Below are 4,886 nucleotides of genomic sequence, written 5' to 3' on the forward strand. Positions count from 1 at the left end.
GCATGGGTAATGAGTATGCTAGCCTATGCGACTGATATGCCGCTCAATAGAATATGGATAGATACGGTAAAACGGTCTAATACCAATTTCATAAACCAGCAGGGCTGCTACCAGCTGATTGCTCCCGAAGCAACGCCCGATGATCAGATGAAAGCTTGGTTTCTAGCGGATTTAAAAGCTTCCTTTAATTGCGATGTGGGTAAGCACTGGCGGGATATGAAAGTGATGAAGATCCTCAAGCAAGAAAATTGCGCAGTACAGAAGCTTGAAAAATTAAAGTATCATACAGATCTGCGATCCTTACTCGCTTTGCTGAATGCCAACTTTAAATGGAAAGCAGATATGCCCATCTATACGACAGATATGGCTTTAGGAACGGTCTTATATGCCAAAGAACCTATTCCTACGCTCGCCAAGGATAAAGCGCTATTGGCTGAATTCTTAACGCTGAATGGTCTGATACTTAGTCATACCGTTGAATCTTTGGAAATGCTTGTTGTTGATCCTAAAAATGAATCTGCACGATGAAAATATTAGTTTACATTATAATCGCAATGCTTGGTATGGTTTCCCAAGCTTACGCGCAGAAAATCTTAAATGGTCGTGTGACCAATATTAAGGGACAAGCTCTGCTCCACACGACGGTCAGAAATCTAACTTCCAATAACGCGACATCGACAGATAGTGATGGAAAGTTTTCCATCGCAGCAAATCCGAAAGACTCTATTCGTATCATGATCTTGGGCTATGAACCTCAAACAATGGCTACAAAGGATTGGCCTGCGGACGGAATAATCCGCTTGGCGAGCAAGATCGTCATGCTCGAAGATGTGGAAGTGGTACATACGGGGTTTCAGCGCCTACGCAAGGATCAGATCACGGGATCTGTCGATGTGATCTCTGAAAAGATGCTCAATAGAACCGCTGGTACAAATATTTTATCGCGGATCGAAGGGCTTTCGCCAGGTATTCAGTTTAATAAGGGAGATGCTGCCGAGACTGATGCATTTTTGATACGGGGACGCAGTACGATTTCAGCAGAGGCTAAACCGCTCATTGTGGTAGATGATTTTCCCTATGAGGGGGAAATCAGTCAGATCAATCCCAGTGGCCTCGGTGTCTATTTTGAAGGATGCAGCGTCGGCAAGTATCTGGGGCGCTCGGGCAGGAAATGGTGTGATCGTCATCAAAACCAAACAGGGACTGAGCAATAAATTGAAGATTGATTTTAAGTCTGACTTTGCCCTGCAGAATAAGCCTGATCTGAACAATTTAAACTGGATCGGGTCAGCGGATATGATCCAGTTTGAAAAGCTGCGGTTTGCGCAAGGTGCCTACGATAATCTACTAAATGGACCTTACTACCTCACGCCGATCACACCTGTGGTAGAGCTGCTATTTCAAAAAAGGAATAATCCCAATGACGCGACGATAGATGCTCAAATTGAACAAATGAAAAGTAATGATGTACGGAAGGATATGGCGCAGTATCTTTACCGGCCACGCTTTCGGCAGCAATATCATGTAGCGATTTCAGGCAGGTCGAAGCAAGTTTCTCATATGACTTCGGTGGGTTATTTTAAGGAACTTTCCAATTTGCGTGGTACCGCAGATGATAGGCTGACGATAAGGACCAACAATACATTTCGACTTTCGCCCATAATCGAGCTTTCGCACAATCTGCAGTATACGCATACAAGACAACAGGCTAATGCGAATCCGGGCTATCTGATCATGGACAATCGTGAAATCTATCCGTACGCCTCACTTGTCGGTGTGGATGGTAGCCCAAAAAATGTTTATCTGAATCATCCCAAAGCTTACTTGGATACGGTGGGAGCAGGGCATTTAAAGGATTGGTCTTTTAATCCGGTACGCGACCTCAATACTGTAGATAACAAGGTCGCTGGTTATAATCTGACGAATAACATTGCACTTGCCATCAAGCCAATCACGGATCTATCGGTCAGCCTGCGGTATCAATATCAGATCGGCTCTAATGGTAATGACAATCACTACAAAGGCGATTCATACCTTGTTAGAAGACTTTCCAATCAGTATGCCTACAAAAAGAATGGAAACTGGACGAGTGCTATTCCCGAAGGCGGGATATTGGACTTCAACGAAAGCACGCTACAGTCGCATCAGGGGCGTTTACAGCTTGACTACAACAAAAGAATCAATACGGATATGCGCCTGGACGCTATTGCCGGATACGAAATCCGGTCGAAAATTGAACGGGGCAAATATGGTCGCTACTATGGCTATGTCAATGATCGTATGTCTGTAGTGAGGGACGTGGATTATATAACGAATTTCACCTTGTTGAGCAATGGGGCATTAGCTAAAGTTCCCGCTGTATCGGGGGTAAATAAGCGGACAGATAACTTTTTGTCTTGGTTTGGAAACGCAGTAGTCTCTTATAAGGATCGGCTTTTTATTTCAGGTAGTGTGCGCAAAGACGAGGCGAATCTATTTGGTGTGGAGACGAATGCCAAGGGGACACCTTTCTGGTCTGCAGGTCTTCGCTATGAGACAGGACTGTTGGACCGGCTGGCGTTAAGGGCTTCTTATGGTGTCAATGGGAATATATCGCGAATGGCTACCGCAATGACGACGATACAATATATTTCCTATACGATTTCGGGACTACCTGCTGCCACGCTCAACTCACCGCCAAACAAAAGCCTACGCTGGGAAAAGATCAATACAGCTAATTTTGGTGCCGACTTCTCGGTTTTTAAAAACCGCTTATCGGGCTCATTGGATTACTACCTAAAAAATGGCCGTGACCTCCTCTCACAGGCTCCTATGGATCCTACATTGGGAATAACTTCTTTCTTCGGAAATGTAGCTTCAATGGATGGTCACGGATGGGATTTAACGCTTCAGTCGCGAAATATGGAATCTGCAGTGACATGGAATACTTTCCTCAATCTGAGTTATACAAACAGTAAGGTGAAAAAGTATCTGATGCCCAAAAGTGCATCCCCCTTTCCATATCTAGGCAGCTCAGGAATCAGTCCACTGGAAGGAAAGCCGTTATATGCAGTTTTCAGTTATCCATGGAAGGGTTTGGATCCTACAAATGGTAATCCACAAGGAATCGCCAACGGCGAAGTATCAGAAGATTATAAAAGTATATTGAACAATACGCGCATAGAGGATATGGTATATAATGGTCCGATGCAATCACCTTGGTACGGCTCTTTGCGTAATGAATGGACTTATAAAGATGTAGGTCTTTCGGTCAATCTCAGTTTCAAATTTGGCGGTTTCTTCCGTACCACATCGTTCTTTAGTTCAACTTTGTTGGCTGGGTTTAGTGGCCATGCCGATTATGCGAAAAGATGGCAAGCTTCAGGGGATGAACAAAATACGGCTGTCCCATCGCTTGATTTAACAGGAAACTCAGACCGCGATCAGTTTTATAAATATTCTTCGGTGTTGGTCCAAAAATCAGATAATATTCGGATTGAAGATATATTACTCTATTATTCTTTGCTGCCTGAAACTACGCGCCGATGGGGTATTCAAAATGCTCGTTTTTTTGCGCAGGTGCAGAGTCCTAATTGGGCCTGGATAGGCAATAACATGGGTATTGATCCCTATTTCAATAATATGCCAAAGTCTCGGCCTACTTATGTTTTCGGTATAAGTTTTACATTTTAAGTTGCAGTGATTATGAAAAATTTAATGCTTACTTTTTTATTGTTTATGGGGCTGTTTTATGGCTGTTCCAAAACAGAATTTTTGGATGCGAAGCCTGATCAGAGCTTGGTGGTACCATCCTCACTGGAAGATTTTCAGGCTATACTGGACAATGATTTTGATATGAACGGTGTGCCGAATGGATTGGGTTTGGTGCCCGAACTTGGGGAAATCGGCTCGGATGATTATTACCTGACGGCTGACCTTTATCAAAACCGCCTTACAAGTCTCTATCGCGACTTTTATACCTGGTCAAAAGATGCGAATTCGGGCGATAACCTCAACGATTGGGACAGAGGCTACAATTGTGTTTTTATGGCCAATATTGTGTTGGACGGTCTATCACAGATGAAAGCAGGGAACTATGATTTGGCCCGTTGGAAGGAGATACGGGCTGCGGCATTATTCTACCGCGCGCATGCCTTTTTTCAGCTTGCGCAGGTTTTTGCTTATCCTTTTGGTTTGGCTGATATGGAGCCATACGGTATTCCGCTTCGGCTGAACGCCGATGTTTCTGAAAAGATAAAACGTAGCACAGTACCCGAAACTTATGCGCAGATTACCAAAGATCTGGAGGATGCTGTTGAGTCGCTGCCGCCAACTTCTTCTTACAAAGAAAGGCCATCAAAGGCTGCTTGCTATGCACTGTTGGCGAGGGTGTATCTTTCTATGCGCGATTATGATAAAGCTTTGGCTGCGGCAGATGCTAGCCTGAATATCGTGGATGGGCTATTGGATTACAATAAGCTCTCGGCCTCTGCCAACTATCCTTTTCAGGGATCAGCTATTATGGATACGGAAGTGATGTTTAAAAGTACCTTCGTGACCCGATCTGGTATCACAAGTCCGCTGAGTATTTTTATCGCTAAAATAGATTCCAACTTATATCAAAGCTATGTGAAGGAAGATCTGCGGAAAGGGGTATTTTTTAGAACGGCAATGCTCAGTGGTTTTCGGTACAAAGGAAGTTTTTATGCCAGCACGGCTTTTTTTGTAGGGCTGGCAACGGACGAGGTTTATCTGATTAAAGCAGAGTGTCTAACTAAGCTGGGAAAAACGCAGGATGCTGTGAAAACTATTGAAAAATTGAGGAAGAAACGATTTGTAGCTGGCTCGGACCTGTACAAAGTGCCTGCAGCGATTGTATCAGACCAGGTCGCATTGTTAAAATTTAT

Annotated in this window: 4 protein-coding genes; all 4 read left to right on the top strand. The window is 44.0% G+C overall.

Annotated features, from left to right (window positions below):
• Positions 1-528, top strand: a 528-nt coding sequence (locus tag B3C94_RS12905; RefSeq protein WP_293904258.1) for a hypothetical protein, incomplete at its 5' end; no start/stop codon positions are given.
• The gene (locus B3C94_RS12910) at positions 525-1,214 is read left to right on the top strand and encodes a TonB-dependent receptor plug domain-containing protein (protein WP_293904260.1); all 690 of its coding nucleotides are present in this window, start codon (positions 525-527) and stop codon (positions 1,212-1,214) included. The genes B3C94_RS12905 and B3C94_RS12910, both read left to right, overlap by 4 nt.
• Positions 1,117-3,672: a TonB-dependent receptor gene (locus tag B3C94_RS12915; RefSeq protein ID WP_293904262.1), complete on the top strand. Its 2,556-nt coding sequence runs from the start codon at positions 1,117-1,119 to the stop codon at positions 3,670-3,672. The genes B3C94_RS12910 and B3C94_RS12915 overlap by 98 nt, the downstream gene beginning before the upstream one ends.
• Positions 3,673-3,684: 12 nt before the next feature.
• Positions 3,685-4,886, top strand: a 1,202-nt coding sequence (locus B3C94_RS12920; protein WP_293904264.1) for a RagB/SusD family nutrient uptake outer membrane protein, incomplete at its 3' end; no start/stop codon positions are given.

This window comes from Sphingobacterium sp. UBA5670 (assembly GCF_002420705.1).
Classification (GTDB): Bacteria; Bacteroidota; Bacteroidia; order Sphingobacteriales; family Sphingobacteriaceae; genus Sphingobacterium.

Bases quoted from the DNA above. Each gene is read 5' to 3' on its own strand.
- B3C94_RS12910 (WP_293904260.1), top strand. From the start codon at position 525: ATGAAAATATTAGTTTACATTATAATCGCAATGCTTGGTATGGTTTCC.